The sequence below is a fragment of the Paenibacillus sp. sgz302190 genome (assembly GCF_059820445.1).
Genome location: NZ_JBZYAO010000007.1, coordinates 110,251 through 127,712 on the forward strand (window position 1 = coordinate 110,251; position 17,462 = coordinate 127,712).

Genomic DNA, 17,462 nt, shown 5'->3' on the forward strand with positions numbered 1-17,462 from the left:
GGAATGTATAATGAATGAATAAGTCATGAAATCGCTGTCATTCGGGCTTGAAAAGAACACTATGGGAGGTGCTGCAATGGGGCGAATACTTCTAAAACATGTGGAAAAACGTTTCGGCAAAGAACGAGCTTACGCCGTGAAAGATTTCGATCTGGATATTCAGGACGGAGAGTTTATCGTCATGGTAGGTCCTTCCGGCTGCGGCAAATCGACGACGCTGCGGATGATCGCCGGCCTTGAGGACATTACTTCGGGCGAGCTGTATATCGGAGATAAGCTGGTTAACCATTTGCCGCCGAAAGACCGGGATATCGCCATGGTGTTTCAGAACTACGCTTTGTATCCGAACATGAGCGTATACGAAAACATCGCATTCGGCTTGCGCCTGCGGAAAATGGCGAAACATGAAATCGACCAGGCGGTCAAAAAGACGTCGCGAATTTTGGAAATCGAGCCTTTTCTCGACCGCAAGCCAAGGCAGCTCTCCGGCGGGCAGCGGCAGCGCGTGGCGCTGGGCCGGGCGATCGTGCGCAATCCGTCCGTTTTTTTGATGGATGAGCCGCTGTCCAACCTGGACGCCAAGCTGAGAGTCCAAATGCGGACGGAGATCATCGCGCTGCAAAAAAAACTCGGCGTCACGATGGTGTACGTGACGCACGACCAGGTCGAAGCGATGACGATGGGGCACCGCATTGTCGTCATGAAGGACGGGATCATCCAGCAGGTGGATTCGCCCAAGACGATCTACAACAATCCGCGGAATACGTTCGTGGCCGGATTTATCGGGACGCCGCCGATTAATTTTATCGAAGGAAAAATAATCGAGGGTGCGGACGGCTCGCTGGAATTCCACACGAACCGGTATTACCTGAAAATCCCGGCGCATCAATCGGACTTGTTGAAAAAAAAGAAAAAAGTCGATCGAACCGTTTTGCTTGGCATTCGCTGCGAGCATATCCATTTGGACCCGGCCTTACACGAAGCCAATCCCCATGCGCAAATCGCCGGCATTCAGAAGCTGAACGAATTGATGGGGGCGGATATGTATGTGTATTTGGACATCGGCATGCCGAATTTGCTCATAGTCAGAGCCCAGGCCGATCATGCGTTTACGGAAAACGAAAAGCTTGTTTTGACACTCGATATGCAGAAAGCGCTGTTTTTCGATAAAGATTCCACGGAAAACTTATCATACTAAGCAGTATGGCGGGGGGATGGAGTTGAAGGTGTTTTATCAAGCAAGGGTATGGATGACGATCCTGCTTGCACTTGTGCTGGTGCTGGGTCCGGCGTTTCCCGGCCTGGCGGTTGACGGCGGCGCAGCGGCAGCGAACACGCGGGCTGCCGGATCGGATTCGTCCGACCATAAATCTCAAAAGCTGGAGCCCTATTACTCCGAAGTGCTGGAGCAGTGGCAGAAGGAGGGGGCGGCTCCCGCCCGTGGCGGCGGGCTGACCGTTCAGGGAGCGAAGCTGAGCGGCCGCTCGGACAATGCCCACGTTTCCGTCGGGTCGTACGGCGGGAAGAACGGCGTATTGGTCTGGAACGCCAAAGGCGACGAATGGATCGAATACGAGCTGAGCGTCGCACAGGGCGGTTTGTATGCCATCGACTTGTCGTACCATCCGTTCGTCGACACGAAAAACCGCAAGCCGATTTCGCTGAACTTAACGGTCGACGGCGCCGCACCGTTCGTGGAATCCAAGTCGATCCAGCTGTACAGGCACTGGAAGGACAAAATGCCGGTCCGCAAGGATGACAACGGGGACGAAATACGGCCGGTGGCCGAGGACATTTCCGGCTGGCTGACGTGGGAGCTGCGCGATTTGTCCGGCGCTTATTCGGACGCACTGCTTTGGAAGCTGACGCCCGGCAAGCATACGATCCGCCTGTCCGGCAGCGATCCGTTCGCGCTGGAGTCGATTGCGTTCAAAGCGCCGGAGCTTGCGGCCGATTACCGGACCGTCAGGAGCGGATTGCCCAAGGAGGCGGCTCCCGTACAGGCCGATCCGATCATCATCGAAGCGGAGCAGGTCGCATGGAAGAACGATTCTTCCATCGCGCTCGCTTTTGACAACGATATTGCGAACAGCCCTTATGTGCGGGGCAAAATGACTTACAATACGATTGACGGCAACCACTGGGCGTCGGGCAATCAGGAAATCAGCTGGAACTTCGATGTGCCGGAAACCGGCTACTATACCATCGCTCTGCGCCAGCAGCAGTCGTTCGTGTCCAACCGCTCGTCGTTCCGCTCGATTTTGATCAACGGCAAAGTGCCGTTCGCCGAGCTGAAAGCGTATCGTTTCTCCTATGCGTCGAACTGGAAAGGGACGCCGCTGGCCGACGATCAGGGCAACGCCTACGAGTTTTATTTGCAAAAAGGGGCCAACACGATTTCGATGCGCGTTACGCAAGCTCCCGTCATCCCGATTGTCGGCGATATGAATCGCGCCACGGATACGTTGACGAAACTGTCCGGCGATTTGCGCACGCTGACCGGCGGGGTCGACGATAAAAACCGGACCTGGGATCTGAAAAAAGATTTGCCCGGCTTTATCGAGCAGCTCCGACAGCTGCAAGATCAGCTTGCGGCGACCCGGGACCGGTTGATCGCGATCAACGGGCGACCGGATTCGGTTTCCCAAGGGCTGGTCACCGTCGGCAAAGATATCGAAACGCTGCTGAAAAATCCCGATGAGATTCCTTACGATGCCGGGCGCTTCAACAAAATGCAAAGCAAGCTGTCCGATCTCATCGGCCAGCTCGGCTTTCAGCCGCTCCAGCTCGACCGCATTGCGGTCGTTCCGGCCGGCAAGCCGTTCCCGAAGCTGGAAGCGACTTTTATGGAAAAAGTGGAAGGTTCCTTCATCAACTTTTTCAATTCTTTTCAAACGGAACCCAAATCGAACGCAGCGGACGACAAAGTGCTGAACGTGTGGATGAACCGCGGGCGGGACTACGTCAACTTGCTGCAGGGCATGGCGGACGATATGTTTACGCCGCAAACCGGCATTAAAGTGAAGGTCAATCTGCTAAAAGACGATAAGCTGCTGCTGTTGATGAACGCCGCCGGGATTGCTCCCGACGTCGGCCTGGGGCTGCCGCACGATACGCCGTTCGACTATGCGATCCGGGGCGGCATCTACGATCTCAAGCAATTCCCGGATTTCGACGAGGTGTACCGGAGATTCACCCCGGGCGCGTGGCTGGCTTACTATTATGACGGCGGCTACTATGCCGTTCCGGAGACGCAGACGTTCTCCGTCATGTTTTATCGGAAAGATATTTTGCAGCGGCTCGGCCTAAAGGTACCCGATACCTGGGACGACGTATACCGGATGCTTCCGATTCTTCAGCAAAACGGCATGAACTTCACGCCTGTCGAGCACAGCATATTTTTGCAGATGCACGGGGCGGAATATTACACGAAGGACGGAACGAGGACGGGACTGGGCGCGGAAAAAGGGTTCGATGCGTTCAAGCAGTGGACCGATTTGCAAAACAAATACGGCATCGATCAAAAATCGGAAAGCTTTTACGCGCATTTCCGGGACGGCTCGTATCCGATCGGCATTGCCGATTTGAACGCGTACCTGCAATTGACCGTCGCGGCTCCCGAGCTGAACGGCTTGTGGGGAGTGGCGCCGATTCCCGGCGTCCGCCAGGATGACGGAACGGTCGTCCGCTGGACGGGCGGCAACGGCGGAGATATGCTCGCCTCGGCGATCTTCAAGCAGACGAAGAAGCCGCAGGAAAGCTGGGAATTCCTCAAATGGTGGATGTCCGAGGAAGTGCAGGAAAAGTACGGAACGGATCTGGAAACGCTCAATGGCGTAACGTTTCGCTGGTATACGTCCAACGTCGACGCGTTCGTGAGGCTGCCGTGGAAAGCCGACGATCTGCAAGCCATTTTGCAGCAATGGCGCTGGTTCCGGGACATTGCCAAAGTGCCGGGCAGCTATTACATGGAGCGGGAAATCAAAAACGCCTGGACGCGAACCGTCATCGGCGGGGAAAATTACCGCACTTCGCTGGAAACGGCGATCAAGGAAGTGGACCGGGAGGTTCAGAGGAAAATGCAGGAGTTCCGCTTTATCGATCAGAACGGGAGCATGGTGCGGTCGCTGAATTTGCCGACGATTACACAGCCGTGGGAAGGGGTGGATAAATATGTTGAAAAGTGATGCGCAAGCGATTCAGCAGAGGCCGCTTGCTCCCGTGAAAATCCGGAAAAACAGGCTGTTCGCGGCTTTAAAGACGATCTGGGCGTACCGCATCTCCTATTTGTTCATCGCGCCTTTCGTCATCTGTTTTGCCATCTTTATTTTAATTCCGGTGCTCGCCGCATTAGCGCTTAGCTTCACGTATTACAATGCGATCGAACCGCCGCATTTCGTCGGCTGGGACAATTTCCGCTACATGCTGTCGCAGGATTTGATTTTGATCAAATACGCGCTGCCGAACACCCTTTCGTTTGCGCTGATCATCGGGCCCGGGGGATATGCGTGCGCCTTTTTGCTGGCCTGGCTGATTTCGATTTTGCCCGCCGTCTACCGCAAATGGTTTACGCTGGCGATGTACACCCCGTCCCTGGCCAGCCTGGTCGCCATGAGCATTATTTGGACGCCGCTGCTTTCCAGCGACAGAATCGGCTATTTGAACAGCTTTTTGCTCAAACTCAGCCTGATCGGCGAACCGGTCGCATGGGTGACGAGCAAAGAGCATCTGATGGCCTCCATGGTTGTCGTCTCGCTCTGGAAAAGCATGGGGATCGGCTTTCTCGGCATGCTGGCGGGCATCCTGAACGTGAACCCCGAGCTGTACGAAGCGGGGCGGCTGGACGGCATCCGCAGCAGGCTGGAGGAAGTGTGGTACATTACGATTCCGTCGACCAAGCCGCAAATGCTGTTCGGCGCTGTCATGGCGATCGTCGGGGCAATCCAGATGTCCTCGATCGGAACGGCGCTGTCCGGGATGAATCCGACGCCGGAATACGCCGGTCACATGATTACGACGCACATCGACGACTACGGCTTAAAGCGGTTTGAGCTCGGATATGCGACGGCGCTGACGGTATGTTTGCTGACGATCGTCTATTTTGCCCAAAAGCTGAGCTGGAAGCTGTTCGGCACGAAGGAGGACGAAGCATGAAACTTGCGCTAAGAAAAATCGATCTGTGGCGCAGACGGATGGGATTTCGCCGGTTGAGCCCGTTCGAGACGTTTGCCGCGATTTTGCTCGTGCTGCTGAGCGTCTTCATGCTGCTGCCGATCGTCTACATCTTCAATCACGCGTTGAAGCCGTATCAGGAGCTTTTCATCTATCCGCCTACGATTTTTGCCCGGGAGCCTTCCTTGCAAAATTTCGTCGAGCTGCTGGCGACGACCAAAAGCACGGCGGTTCCGGTCAGCCGCTATTTGTTCAACAGCCTGATCGTGACGGCACTGGCCGTCTTTCTGATCACATTTACGAGCGCCATGTGCGCCTATCCGATTTCCAAGCACAAATTCCCCGGCCACAAGCTGGTGTTCGGGACGATTTTGCTGACACTCGTCTTCGTGCCGGAAACCGTGGAAATTCCGAAATATTTGATCGTCAGCAAGCTGCACATTTTCGACACGTATTGGGGGCACGTTCTGCCGCTCGTCGCGGTGCCGACCGGCGTCTTTCTGATGAAGCAGTTCATCGACCAGCTTCCGGACGAATTGCTGGATTCCGCGCGCATGGACGGAGCCAAGGAGCATACGCTGTTTTTGCGGATTGTCATGCCGCTGCTGATGCCGGCGGTGGCGACGATAGGGATCATCGCGTTCGACTCCGCCTGGAAAAATGCCGACACATCCACGTTCTATATGCAAAATGAAACGATGAAAACGTTCCCGTTCTACGTGGAGACGCTGACCAGCGGGATGGCGAACAGCGTGGCCAGGCAGGGCGCCGCGGCTGCGGCCGCGCTCCTGCTGTTTTTGCCGAACCTGATCATGTTCCTCGTGTTCCAGAGCAAAGTGATCGCCACGATGGCGCATTCGGGAATCAAATAACGACCAGGGGGGATTGTGTCGATGGATGTACGGCAAAACTTGCCGGAAGTGGAGCAGTGGGGGCGGTTCGAGCTGTCCTTGCAGGGCCCTTCCGAAGGCAACCCGTTTCAGGAGGTTCGGTTGTCCGCCCGCTTTCAATACAGGAATCTCGTCGTCGAGCCCGACGGCTTCTATGATGGAGACGGCACGTACCGCGTCCGCTTCATGCCGGACCGGCCGGGCGTGTGGAGGTATGTGACGCGCAGCAACCGCAGCGAGCTTGACGGATATGCCGGCGAATTCGTCTGCGTGCCGCCGCCCGCGGGCAACCATGGTCCGGTGCGGGTCAAGGGCCGGCACTTGTTCGCGTACGAGGACGGAACGCCCTACTGGCCGTTCGGAACGACCTGCTATCATTGGACACATCATGGGAGCGAGCTGCTGGAGGATCTTACGCTGCAGTCGCTGCAAAGCTCCCCGTTCAACAAAGTGCGAATGTGCCTGCTGCCGACCAGGGATATGCAGCCTCCGCTGCGGCTCGCTTTCGCCGGCTCAAGTCCGGAGGATGTGGACAAAAGCCGCTTCAATCCCGCATTTTTTGCCCATTTGGAGCGGCGCATCGGCGATTTGCTGGAGCTCGGCATCGAAGCCGATCTGGTCCTGTTTCACCCCTACGACAAAGGATATTGGGGCGTCGACAACATGGACGCGGAGACGGATGCTTTTTACTTGCGCTATGTGATCGCGAGGCTGGCCTCTTTTCGCAACGTGTGGTGGTCGCTGTGCAACGAGTACGATTTCAACGCGGACAAAACGGTTGCAGACTGGGACCGGCTCCTGCAATTGACACAGCGGTACGATCCGTATCAGCATCTGCGGTCGATCCACAACGGCACGAAAATGTACAAATCGTCCAATTTGTACGATTTTTCCAAGCCGTGGATTACGCATCAAAGCATCCAGCATTGGGATGCGGAGCTGACGGCAAGCTGGCGGGAAACGGTCGCCAAACCGGTCGTCATCGACGAAATTTCGTACGAGGGCGATCATTCCAGGCGCTGGGGCAACATTTCCGGGGAAGAGCTGACCCACCGGTTTTGGGAGGGGCTGACGCGGGGCGGTTTTGTCGGGCATGGCGAGTCGTTTATCGGCCGGGAGACGAGAGCGTGGATATCCTCCGGGGGCAAGCTGTACGGGGAAAGCGTGACGAGAATCGCATTCCTGCGGAGCGTGATGGAGGAAGGTCCTGCGGACTGGATCGAAGCCGCGCGGGAAGGGACGTACAAGCTGCTTTATTTCGGCCGCCGCCAGCCTGCATACGCATACGTCGATCTTCAGGAGGACGCGTCCTGCCGCATCGAGCTGATCGATGCATGGAACATGAGCATCACGCCTCTGGAGGGCGTTTTCTGCGGGGGGAGCAGAATCGAGCTTCCGGGAAAACCGTATATGGCGCTGCGCATTGTCAAGGTATGAACAAAATGAAACCCGAAAGGAGGCGGCCGCTCTGAATTTTACGAGGGATGTGGAGCGCTGGGGGATGTTCGAGCTGACGCTGGACGGTCTTACGCATGGGAATCCGTTCGCGGATGTACGGCTTTGCGCCGAGTTCTCCGGCGGCGGGAGCTATGCGGAAGCCGAAGGCTTTTATGACGGCGGGGGCAAATACCGCATCCGGTTTATGCCGGAAGAAGAAGGGCTCTGGACGTTTCGTACGTCAAGCGATTATGCCGGTTTTGACGGCATTGCAGGGCAATTTATGTGCACCCCTCCTTCGCCCGGCAACCGCGGTCCCGTCAGAGTCAAGGATGACGCGCATTTTCAGTATGCGGACGGCACGCGGTTTGCGCCGGTCGGCACGACCTGCCATGTATGGCATCTGCAGGACGATGAGGTGCAAAAGCGGACGCTGCGGACGCTCGCACGCTCGCCTTTCAACAAAGTCCGGATGTGCATTTTTCCGAAATGCGATCCGTTCAATCTGCCGGGGGCGGACGGCTATCCTTTTGAAGGTTCGCCGGAAAAGGGATTCGATGATGCGAGGCCGCGCCCCGAATATTTCGCCCATTTGGAAAATCGGGTGCAGGCTTTGGCCGATTTGGGCATCCAGGCGGAGCTTATTCTGTTTCATCCGCATGACGGCGGGCGGTGGGGATTCGACCGGATGCCTGCGGAAGCCGACGACCGTTATGTGCGCTATGCCGTTGCAAGACTTGCCGCATTCCGCAACGTATGGTGGTCGCTCGCGAACGGCTGCGATTCGATGGAGCACAAGCATGAGGGCGATTGGCGGCGCTTGTTCCGGATCGTGCAGGAGTGCGACAGCGGCAGGCATTTGCGCTCTATCCATACCGGCGGGATGCAGTACGATTTTGGCGCGCCATGGGTTACGCATGCGAGCATTCGGCAGGCCGATGCGTTCGCCGTTTCGGAATGCACCAAGCAATTCGGCAAGCCGGCGGTCATCGATGATTGCGGGTATGAAGGAAATCTGGTCGCCCGCTGGGGCAGCTTGACTCCCGAAGAGCTCGTCTGCCTCATTTGGGAAGGGACTTGCCGAGGGGGCTATGTGACTCACGGGGAGGCTTGCCTCGGCCCGCAGCTTTGGTACTCGCACGGCGGCGAGCTTCAGGGAAAGAGCGCGGCGCGAATCGCATTTTTGCAGGCCATTCTTGCGGAAGCGCCGGAGCATGCGGCATACAGCACCGATAGTTACGATGCGGCCACACTGGTCGTGAAGGGCGAATATTATTTGCAATATTTTGGCCCGCACCGGTTTGCCTGCCGCGAATTTTCGCTTCCCGAAGGGACGTACAGGGCGGATCTGATCGATACGTGGAACATGACTGTCACGCCGCTTGGCAGCTCGTTTGCCGGACGTTTCCGGATCGATTTGCCGGCACAGCTTTATTACGCTTTGCGCATTCAAAAAGTGTCCGATTCATTTCCCAAATTAGCATGATGAAAAGGAGCGATGTCAATGGAACATTGGTGGAAATCCCCCCGCAGCATGAAGCTGTGGTATGAAAAGCCGGCCAAAGCGTGGACCGAAGCGCTGCCGATCGGCAACGGGCGGCTCGGCGCCATGATTTTCGGCAAAGTCAATCACGAAAGGCTGCAATTGAACGAAGATTCGGTCTGGTACGGCGGGCCTGTCGAAGGGGACAATCCGGAGGGTTTGCGCTATTTTCCGGAAGTGCGCCGGCTGCTGATGAAAGGCAAGCAGATCGAAGCGGAAGAGCTGGCGCAGGCAGGGATGATGTCGATTCCCAAATCGCTGCATCCGTACCAGCCGCTCGGGGATTTTCAAATTTACCACGATGGCGAAAAAAAGATGATTTCCAATTATTACAGAGATTTGGATATCGAGCAGGGGCTCGCCCATGTCAGCTATTGTCTGAACGACGTCCGGCATGTGCGGGAACTGCTCAGCAGCGCGGTCGATCAGGTGATGGCCGTGCGGATTACGTGCGACCGGCCGGGCAAGTTGAACTTGCGCATGCATTTGAGCCGCAGGCCGTTTGACGAAGGCACGCAAAAGATCGCGAGCGATACGCTCGTGATGAGCGGAGTGAACGGCAGGGACGGAGTCGCCTACTGCGCTGCGGTAAAAGCCGTTCCGGACGGCGGGTCGGTGAATGCGATCGGCGATTTTCTGACCGTTGAGGCCGAGGCCGTAACGATTTATATCGCGGCGGCGACCTCATTCCGGCATGCCGATCCGAAAGCGGAATGCGTCCGGCAGTTGGAGCAAGCTGCGGGCAAAGGTTACGAACGGGTGAAGCAGGACCACGTAGCGGATCATGCCGCCAAGCTGCGGCGCGTGCAGTTGGAGCTCGGCCGGGCCGAGGAGACGGCCGGCGAAGCCGAAGCGCTGCCGACCGATGCCCGGCTTGCGCGGTTCCGGGAAGGCGGCCGGGACCCGGGGCTCATCGCCCTTTATTTTCAATACGGCCGCTATTTGCTGATGGCTTCTTCCCGGCCCGGCTCCAATCCCGCGAATTTGCAGGGCATTTGGAATGAGAGCTTTACCCCGCCGTGGGAGTCCAAATACACGATCAATATCAATACGGAAATGAACTACTGGCACGCGGAAATGTGCAATTTGCCGGAATGCCATGAGCCGCTGTTCGATCTGATCGACCGCATGCGCGTGAACGGCAGGAAAACGGCGCAAAAAGTGTACGGCTGCCGGGGGTTCGTCGCGCACCACAATACCGATATGTGGGGAGCGACCCAAATCGAAGGCAATTTCATGCCGGGCTCGATATGGCCGATGGGGGCCGCGTGGCTTACCCTGCATCTTTGGGAGCATTACCGGTACGGCATGGACGAAAGCTTCCTGCGCGAACGGGCGTATCCCGCTATGAAGGAGGCGGCGGAGTTTTTCCTGGACTACTTGTTCGAGGACGAACAGGGGCGTCTCATCACGGGGCCTTCCACCTCACCCGAAAATAAATTCATCGGCGCCGATGGAAGCGTAGGCTGTCTGACCATAGGCCCTTCGATGGACACGCAGATTGTGTACACGTTGTTCAGCGCCTGCCTCGAGGCTTCCGGCCTGCTGCAAATGGATGAAGCGGTCCGGGGCGAATGGGAACGCGTGCTGCGCAAGCTGCCTCCGCCGCAAATCGGCAAATACGGGCAGCTGCAGGAGTGGGTGAAGGACTGGGACGAGGTGCATCCGGGCCACCGGCATATTTCCCACTTGTTCGCGCTGCATCCCGGCGAGATCATCCATGTGCGCCATACCCCGGAATGGGCGCAGGCGGCCAGGCGCACGTTGGAGCGCAGGCTGGAAGCCGGAAGCGGCCACACGGGCTGGAGCCGGGCCTGGATCGTCAACTTTTTCGCGCGGCTGGAGGAGGGGAACAAGTCTTACGAGCATCTGCGGGCGCTTCTGTCCAACTCGACATTGCCGAACATGTTCGACAACCATCCGCCGTTCCAAATCGACGGCAATTTCGGCGGTACGGCAGGCATCGCGGAGATGCTTCTGCAGTCGCACCGCGGGGAAATCACGCTGCTCCCGGCTCTGCCGGGGGACTGGCAGCAGGGCCGAATCAGCGGGCTGCGCGCCCGAGGGGGCTGCGGCGTCGACATCGAGTGGGCGGAAGGCCGGCTGACCCGCTGCGTCATCCGCGCGGCGAAAAGCCGGCCCTGCACAGTCGTATGCAGACGGCCGCAGGCGCCTCTCGCGGTTGAATCGGACGGGATGCCGGTCGAAACCGCCATTGCGGGAGACTGCACGGTCACGTTCGAAGCCGTCTCAGGCAAAACCTACGTGCTGACGGCCAGCCGGCAAACACAGCTGGAAACGGCAAACATGGCGACGAATATGTAGGCCGGGGGCCGGGACCGGAGCGCCTAGGCGTGTCGCCGGTAGGGCGGTCGGCCTGCGGCTGCGGTAGCGCGCTGGCGGACGCCGGGCTTTGCCCGCTGGGGCGGGCGTGCCTTCGGCGACGCCGGACAGCCCGCCGCTGCGGCAGCACGCTGGCGTCCCGCCGGGCTTTGCCCGCTGGGGCGGGCGTGCCTCCGGCGACGCCGGACAGCCCGCTACGGTAGCGCGGACGTAAAAAGCCTGCGAAAGTGCAGGTTTTTGCTCCTTTCCTGCACCTGCCCCGGTCCATTCCTGCAAAAGTGCAGGTTTTTCGCTCATATGCAGGGCCCAGGCCCGTTTTGATCGAAAATTCCTGCACAATTGCAGGCTTTTCCCAAAAACAGCCCATTTCCATGGCCAAAGTCTGCACAATTGCAGGTTTTTTGAGCTGCCACGCCGAACAGCAAGGGTCCGTGCCGACTTTTGCAGCGAAAACAAACACCTGAATGGTCATTCCACCGTTAAACGCCCCTAAGTAGCTTCACTCTGCCCCTATCCCCCCATATACCGCCAAAAGAATGCAACACCCAGCCACAGTCCGCTCATCCGCCAAGTGTTCGTAGAAAATATAATTTTAGACTGAAATTGTTGATCCTACTAAGTATTAAACTCACCCTAAAGTTAAGACAGCCGCAGTCTATGACTTGAAAAATAAAGTCTCAGACTGCGGCTGCTTTATTGCGCTAACGTCTCCCGGTAGTTCAATCACCAGTAGTTATGACTAAATTCAGAAATTATTTCTTCAAAATTTTTTCCGCCAATGATCTACAAACCTTGACAGTAAACTACTGTTCCGCATTGAACAACCCCAGTTTGGCATACATATCTTCCAAAATAAACCTAACGTCGATATCTCGATATATCCGAATTCGTCTCTCCGTTTGATGATGGACATAGGTCATGTCCGGAGATATGCGAGGTGCAGGCTTCAAGTCATAATCATAAGGCTGATCGTGCAGCAGCAATCCCACTGCTGGGGAATCACCCAACGTCCATACTTCCCCCCTTGGCCAACCCGGATTGTTTGCCCATTTTTGATTTGTCTCCAGCAATTGGCGATATAAATATTGACCAATGGCGCCGCATCGCTCCACTCTAGACTTTAATTCCGCGATACTGACTCTCATCTTTGCGTATACATTTCTAGGAATTTGCCACAACGGGATCGGAGAACTGAGTACGACGTTCGCTGCGTGAATATCGTTCCCTAAATTAAATTCCTCTCCACCATTTGGCCAAGCTCCTCCTCCAATCCATACCGCTGTCAAGCGATCGGCAATCGCCGGATTCATTAGATAAGCCGCCGCTAAATCTGTGATGGTTCCTAGGAAAATCACGAACAAAGGCCTTTGATCATCGGACATAGCTTCTCGTACAATTAACTCAGCACCCTCTGATGAGACCGGAGTCCTTTCGCCTTGCATGGCACGTTCCGCCCCACAAAGAACAGGATATTCTCCCGACAAACCCATGAGTTTCAATAGAAGTTCTATTTCCTTCAAGCTGTCCAACATTGAGGTTTTACTTCTCTCCTGGCCGAAGTGGGCACCAATTAGGCCTTTGATGTTGAGGCGTTAACAGCGAATGAACGATAGCATATTGGTCGTCCGCTTCGTTTTTAGCATCACTGTTCACGATCAAACGGATCTTTTTGGCATCCGGTACATCGATTGCACGTTTCCTACTAAGGTTTCATGAGCGATTAGAGCAAGAACTCTCTACTTATTCAGTGCTTGACGGATCATATAATAGGTTGAAAATGGTGTCTGGCCCCGCATGAGCTGTTAATATTCAGTATATAAAGCTATTTTATTCTATACAATGTCATTAAAAATATGGTGGATCATAAATAAATTTACGAAATCTAGTGAACACGAATACAACCATCACGGGAGGATCGAAAATGAAAAAAAATATCCTAGTTAGCGGGGCGAGTTTCGCCGGCCTCTCAACGGCCTACTGGATGAAGAAGTTGGGCTGCAACGTGACCGTTGTTGAGATCGCCGAAGGTCTCAAAAAAGGCGGCACGCCTGTAAATATCCGCGGAAATACCGTCGACATCGTGAAACGTATGGGGCTGCTCGACCAAATCCAGTCGAACAAAATAGACATGGAAGTGATGGAATTCAAAAATTCCGATGATGTCACTGAAAGATTGGCATTCCGTGAGCGGCTCGCAGAAGATGAATATGAAATCGAGCGAAATATATTGCTGAATATCATGTTCGAGGCTGCCAAAGATGATGTCGAGTTTATTTTCGGAGATAGCATAACGTCGTTGAAGGAAGAAAGTAACGGCGTCGACGTAGCTTTCAAAGGGGGGCAAAAGCGCTCGTTTGACCTGGTATTTGGCTGCGATGGTATTCATTCGGCCGTCAGAAAATATGGCTTCGGCGAGGAAGCGGAATTTTCGCATTTCCTTAAAACTTATTTTTCTATCACGATCGTGGATAAGTTGTTGATCCGGGAGAATACGACACAGATGTACAACGAGCCGGGAAAGGCGGTCATGCTGAACGCCTACAACAATAAAACCGATATTGTCCTCTTCTTTTCTTCGGAGAAGGAAATCCCTTACGACTACCGAAACGAAGAACAGCAGCGGAATATAACTTTGAATCAGTTTTCCGGAGTAGGCTGGCGAACGCCGGAATTGCTGGAAGAAGTGAAGAACTCGAAAACTTTTTACTTTGACAAGCTGTGCCAAATGAAAATGCCGTCGTGGACAAAAGGCAGGGTAGCGCTGGTCGGTGATGCAGGATACTGCGCCTCTCCGGCTGCTGGCATGGGTGGATCACTCGCAATAGATGGGGCGGCCGCCTTAGCTGATGCTTTCCAAAAATGCCATAGTAATTTTGAACTTGCGTTCCAAGAATACAATAAGAGTTTCCGTCCTTTCATCGAGGAAGTGCAAGCAAACGCGGCAATATTTGTAGATTTTCTTGTCCCACGAACTGAAGAAGCCATTCGCGAAAGAAATTCGCAAGCAGGGAACGATCTGTAGAATAATGAGAGGATATCATTTTGAAGGTGTTTTTACATTGACAAAATGTTTTATTATCTGATAGATACCGACTCATAAATGTCGGACCCAAGCAAAGGTACAGTATCTCGTTTCGTTCCCGTGCCGTGGAACAAGCGCTTGGCTCCACTGCCGCGCACAGTGCCCGGATGCAGGAAGCGCCCTTTAGCACCGTTCAGCGGAAAGCGTCACACGACACCAACCTGAGTAGAGATCGGAGGAGGTGCCTCACCTCCTTCCTCCTTCGTGTAACATTTTAAGGTCTGTGAGAGAGTAAGCAAAAAGTTTTCAACGTTACTTATGATAAGGTTCACCTGAATCTTGTTCATTGCCAAGCCAATCAGGAGTTTTAAACCGAAAATTTTCTTCAGTGCGGTTGATGTGCTCACGAATGTCTCTCACGCCTTCCGAACAGAGGGCGAGTAAAATACGTCAGAATGCATATGCTGAATTTTGTCCCAGTTGCCGGGATTGGTCGTGTCTGGAGAGCGGTGCTCCAGAATGGCCTGATATAGGGCGGTTTTTTGTTCCAAATGGGCAACGTGCCGTTTGGCTTCTTCGAGCTTAACGAGCGCGGCTTCTTTATGCTCCATCATGAGTGTGCAGCGTTGCGGAATGGTCGAATCCCCTTCGAGACAGAGATCGACGTACATTTTAATGACTTCAATCGGCATCCCGGATTGCTTGAGGCATTTGACGCCATGCAGCCAGTTGATCGATTCTTCGTCGAACATCCGAATGTTGTTTTGATTGCGCTGTACGCTTGGCACCAGGCCTTTATCCGTGTAAAAGCGCACGGCGTGCTCGGTGAGTCCCGTTATCTGGGCGGCTTCTTTGACCGTAAGCATGTGAATCCTCCTTGGAAAATAAATTTTTGAAGACGGCTTGACTTCGTGTAACACGAAGGTTCTAAGCTTATTGTAATGCAAATCAGCCGTAAGCGGAATCCCCGCTGCAGTGCCCGATTCCCGGGATATGCGCCGTTTGCTGTTATACATTTGAACACTGGGAGGAGTTACAATGCAAACCGTAACATTGAACAACGGAGTGAAAATGCCGATCATCGGCTTCGGTGTCTACCAGATTCCCGATGCTGAAGAATGCGAGAACGCGGTATATGAAGCGCTGATGGCCGGTTACCGTCTGATCGACACAGCCGCCGGTTATCTGAATGAGGAAGCGGTCGGACGCGCGATCAAGTGCAGCGGCGTACCGCGTGAGGAGCTGTTCATCACGACCAAGCTCTGGGTTCAGGATGCCGGCTACGAAAGTGCCAAGCTGGCGTTTGCCAAATCCTCGAAGAAGCTGCAGCTCGACTATCTCGATCTATACCTTATTCACCAGCCGTTCGGCGATTACTACGGCGCTTGGCGTGCGATGGAAGACCTGTACCGCGAAGGCAAGATCAAGGCAATCGGTGTCAGCAACTTCCTGCCCGACCGTCTGATGGACCTCATCGTGCATAACGAAATCGTGCCCGCCGTCAACCAGATCGAAACGCACCCGTTCTACCAGCAGACTGAGAGCGCCTCTTTTATGAAAGAGCAGGGAGTTCAACACCAGTCGTGGGCGCCGTTCGCTGAAGGACTTAACGACATGTTCGGCAACGAAGTGCTGGCCTCGATCGCAGAAAAACACAATAAGTCCGTCGCCCAGGTCGTGTTGCGCTGGCTTGTTCAGCGTGAAGTCGTTGTAATTCCAAAATCGGTGAGAAAAAAGCGGATCGTCGAAAACTTCGACATTTTCGATTTTGAGTTGAGCGCGGACGATATCGAACAAATTTCCGCCCTCGATACGCGGGAAAGTCTTTTCTTATCCTACCACGATCCGAAATTCGCCAAGATGCTGGGCACCTTGAGAGTCGATCTGTAAACCTTGATCGAACCGTAAACTCATCACGCGTTTATCCTCATCTATTAAGAAAGGACAGGACAGGGCGGGCGCCCCTGTCCTGTCCTTTCTTTACTTGAATTGCAAATTCTAAGAATAGCAAAACTGCTGCTACCGGTGTAACGAAATCTATACTCCCACCAATACAGGTAGCACACAGAACCACCGAGACCTCCATAACTATCCTGCCCGTTAGCGTAAAGATGTCACTCGTCGCTTCTACCGCCAAAAGAGTGCAGCACCCAGCCAGTATCCGCTCTCCCGCTGTAAACGTCAAACAGCCCCATCTTGTTATCAAGATGAGGGCTAATTAGGTTTGGAAACACGCGGTACTAAGCGAATTGGCGGTGACCGCGGCAGCAGCTTGTCCGATGCTTCCGGATACGCTAACTATGGAATTTTGATCAGCTGCTTTATAATTGCCCAAAGAAGTTTACCTAACGTTCTCCTGCCTTAATAAGAAAGAAATGAGGAATTATTGATTTTTCTTTGTTGTATTATTTTTCTCGATATATATCCAAGTATAGTATACTGCCCAAAAAATGAGTAGTGTAAACGGTTTTAATTTTTGAGGTAAATAAATTGCGAGAACTAGTGCAGTTACCACAAAGGGAGGCAGAAGAATCCAATATTTTTTACGGTGCATAAATTTCTCCCGTCATTTCATATTTACCAGTATTTTACCACATCCAGAAAGTTCAAACTGCATCTCCCGGCGTAGATCGTGGAACTGCGCAACTAGGCAGGAAGGAGCTTGATGAGAGAAAACCTGCAAAAGTGCAGGTTTTTCTTGCAGAATTGGTTTATTTTGGCGAAATGCCTGCAAAAGTGCAGGAATTTTCGCTGAAAGTGAATCTGAGTCCATGTTTTCGGCGAAAAGCCTGTACAATTGCAGGAATTTTTTGCAGCCAGCAATCGAGGACGCAAATTCATGTATTTTTGCAGGTTTTCTTCGTGCTGACAGGTACATTGTGGCTATCGCCTCAGACGCAGGGGTTTTTCAACATACTTATACGGATTGTTCCCCCATCGGCTATAAAAGGCCAACGGGGGTTCTTTGTGCTTGGATCGGGTCGAGAACTAGGCATCCGGCCGCAGCGCGGGCCTGGACAAGGCGGACGCGCCGTTCCGCCGAAAGAGTGCGCCA

General features: G+C 54.3%; 12 protein-coding genes. 9 read left to right on the top strand and 3 right to left on the bottom strand.

Features of this window, described 5'->3' with window-relative positions; translation table 11 throughout:
• The first annotated feature begins 76 nt into the window (after positions 1-76).
• From AC6RNO_RS10850 to AC6RNO_RS10880, 7 genes are read left to right on the top strand one after another with little or no spacing between them, the layout of a single operon-like run.
• Entirely contained in the window at positions 77-1,198 is a 1,122-nt protein-coding gene (locus tag AC6RNO_RS10850; protein WP_497105453.1) for a sn-glycerol-3-phosphate ABC transporter ATP-binding protein UgpC, read from the top strand.
• A 16-nt stretch (positions 1,199-1,214) separates the two neighbouring features.
• The gene (locus AC6RNO_RS10855; protein ID WP_497105454.1) at positions 1,215-4,187 is read left to right on the top strand and encodes an extracellular solute-binding protein; all 2,973 of its coding nucleotides are present in this window, start codon (positions 1,215-1,217) and stop codon (positions 4,185-4,187) included.
• Positions 4,174-5,154, top strand: coding sequence for an ABC transporter permease subunit (locus AC6RNO_RS10860; protein WP_497105455.1), 981 nt, complete (start codon positions 4,174-4,176; stop codon positions 5,152-5,154). The genes AC6RNO_RS10855 and AC6RNO_RS10860 overlap by 14 nt, the downstream gene beginning before the upstream one ends.
• On the top strand, positions 5,151-6,044 hold the full coding sequence (locus tag AC6RNO_RS10865) for a carbohydrate ABC transporter permease (RefSeq protein ID WP_488438558.1): 894 nt from the start codon (positions 5,151-5,153) through the stop codon (positions 6,042-6,044). The genes AC6RNO_RS10860 and AC6RNO_RS10865 overlap by 4 nt, the downstream gene beginning before the upstream one ends.
• A gap of 21 nt (positions 6,045-6,065) precedes the next feature.
• Positions 6,066-7,499: a DUF5060 domain-containing protein gene (locus AC6RNO_RS10870; RefSeq protein ID WP_497105456.1), complete on the top strand. Its 1,434-nt coding sequence runs from the start codon at positions 6,066-6,068 to the stop codon at positions 7,497-7,499.
• A 49-nt stretch (positions 7,500-7,548) separates the two neighbouring features.
• Positions 7,549-8,985, top strand: a complete 1,437-nt coding sequence (locus AC6RNO_RS10875; RefSeq protein WP_497105515.1) for a DUF5605 domain-containing protein — start codon at positions 7,549-7,551, stop codon at positions 8,983-8,985.
• Positions 8,986-9,003: 18 nt separating this feature from the next.
• The gene (locus AC6RNO_RS10880; protein WP_497105457.1) at positions 9,004-11,367 is read left to right on the top strand and encodes a glycosyl hydrolase family 95 catalytic domain-containing protein; all 2,364 of its coding nucleotides are present in this window, start codon (positions 9,004-9,006) and stop codon (positions 11,365-11,367) included.
• A gap of 821 nt (positions 11,368-12,188) precedes the next feature.
• On the opposite strand, the gene AC6RNO_RS10885 is transcribed toward AC6RNO_RS10880, so the two are convergent.
• Complete coding sequence (locus AC6RNO_RS10885) at positions 12,189-12,917, bottom strand: nucleoside hydrolase (RefSeq protein WP_497105458.1); 729 nt, start codon at positions 12,915-12,917, stop codon at positions 12,189-12,191.
• Between the two features lie 389 nt (positions 12,918-13,306).
• On the opposite strand from AC6RNO_RS10885, the gene AC6RNO_RS10890 reads away from it, so the two are divergent.
• On the top strand, positions 13,307-14,407 hold the full coding sequence (locus AC6RNO_RS10890; protein WP_497105459.1) for an FAD-dependent monooxygenase: 1,101 nt from the start codon (positions 13,307-13,309) through the stop codon (positions 14,405-14,407).
• A gap of 416 nt (positions 14,408-14,823) precedes the next feature.
• Here the strand turns inward: AC6RNO_RS10890 and AC6RNO_RS10895 are convergent, their stop codons facing one another.
• Positions 14,824-15,273, bottom strand: a complete 450-nt coding sequence (locus AC6RNO_RS10895; protein ID WP_497105460.1) for a MerR family transcriptional regulator — start codon at positions 15,271-15,273, stop codon at positions 14,824-14,826.
• A 172-nt stretch (positions 15,274-15,445) separates the two neighbouring features.
• On the opposite strand from AC6RNO_RS10895, the gene AC6RNO_RS10900 reads away from it, so the two are divergent.
• A complete protein-coding gene (locus AC6RNO_RS10900; protein WP_497105461.1) occupies positions 15,446-16,297 on the top strand; it encodes an aldo/keto reductase in 852 nt (283 codons plus the stop codon).
• 676 nt (positions 16,298-16,973) lie between these two features.
• Here the strand turns inward: AC6RNO_RS10900 and AC6RNO_RS10905 are convergent.
• Positions 16,974-17,285, bottom strand: a complete 312-nt coding sequence (locus AC6RNO_RS10905) for a hypothetical protein (protein ID WP_497105462.1) — start codon at positions 17,283-17,285, stop codon at positions 16,974-16,976.
• Positions 17,286-17,462 lie beyond the last annotated feature (177 nt).